2 protein-coding genes are annotated in these 1,351 nt (G+C 66.1%); both read right to left on the bottom strand.

Annotated elements, in window-relative coordinates; genetic code table 11:
• A partial coding sequence (locus tag ACZ7HQ_RS45530) for a hypothetical protein (protein WP_471003542.1) occupies positions 1-331 on the bottom strand: 331 nt, incomplete at its 3' end.
• A 58-nt stretch (positions 332-389) separates the two neighbouring features.
• On the bottom strand, positions 390-1,351 hold a 962-nt coding region (locus ACZ7HQ_RS45525), incomplete at its 5' end, for an ISL3 family transposase (RefSeq protein WP_471003539.1).

Raw genomic sequence — 1,351 nt, 5'->3', positions numbered from 1 at the left:
CGGAGAGCCTTCGCCGGTCGATCGTCGGGATGAAGGAACAGTGCGATCGGCCAGCATGAAAAAGTAGCTGACCACCGGTTGCCGCGGTTGAGTGATAGATGCAGACGCCGACGAGGTAGTCAATGTTGTCCGGTGAGTCCACCACGGTCAGGACCTCAGCTGCCTGGTCAGTTGAAGCCGACTGCCAGTCGAACAGGCCGTCGTTGTTGACCATGTGGGAGATACCAAGGGGTTCCTGCAGCGACCACCCCTCACCGGCCAAGGCTCGCACCACGGCGTCCACTGTGACGGCACGTGCGAACACGAGATCGATGTCGGTGGTCCTGGACATTCGCGGCTCCTGCAGTGGGGTTGATCGATGTCGGAAGCGTTTCACGTGTGGTCATCAGTCAGGGAGCGAGGAGTACTCGTTTCCTCAGGAGTGCGAAGCCGGCTCGGCCGAACATCTGGCGTTTGAGCATCTTGATGCGGTTGACGTGCCCTTCCACGACGCCCGAGTTCCAGGGCAGCGTGAGCCCGGCGATGACCGCGGCCCGGTCGCGATCGATGCCGGCGGCGAGGGTATGGAGACCGGGCAGGTCGTCCTGGCGGACCGCGTCGAGCCACTCGGGCAGCCGTTGCCCCTGTCGCTCGGTGAGGATCTGGGCGAAGGAGCGGACATATCGGGTGAGGGCTTCCAGTTCGGGGCAGTGGGCCAGGACGGCCTTGAGCTGGAGCTGTTCGACCTCGGAGACGGAGTCGGGGTGGCGCAGGATCCAGACGGCGACGGTGCGGGGTGAGGGCGGGGGTGCGGTGCCCGGATCGGCCGAAAGGCGTTTGGTGCGGAAGTAGGCGCGAACTCGCTGGTAGCTGCCTTTGTAGCCGAGTGGCACGATCTCCTCCCATACCTTCCATGTGTTGGTGCAGCCCTGGTTCCAGCGGTCGTCCAGGTAGGGCTTGTACTCGTCGAGAACGGAGGGGCGGCCCTGCCACTGGCCGTGGAAGAGGTCTTCCGGGGTGGTGGCGTCGGCGAGGAGCTTGACCGTGCGGTAGGTCATCCCGAGCTGGCGTTGGATCGCGCGGCGGCTGTGGCCGGCCGCCAGCAGGGCGTGGACGGCGGCATGGTTGGACCGGGTCCTGTCGGCGAACCGGTGGCCGGTGGGCCACGGCGAGCCAGTTGGGTCAGCTGGTTCTTCTGATTTCCCGACCTGTCGAGATGGCTCGGGTGCGGTGCCTCGCAGGCAGCCCCGATGGTCGGCGACGCACCGTTCGGCGGCTTCGCTGAGGTTGTGCCACAGATGCCAGCGGTCCGCGACCTGCACTGCCTGCGGTGCCCCGACGGTGGCGCCTTCGGCGAAGAAGGGAGCCCGAT

This window comes from Streptomyces sp. NPDC037290, assembly GCF_055603245.1.
Note: the sequence above shows the minus strand (reverse complement) of the source record. Positions and strands in the feature narration are given on the sequence as shown.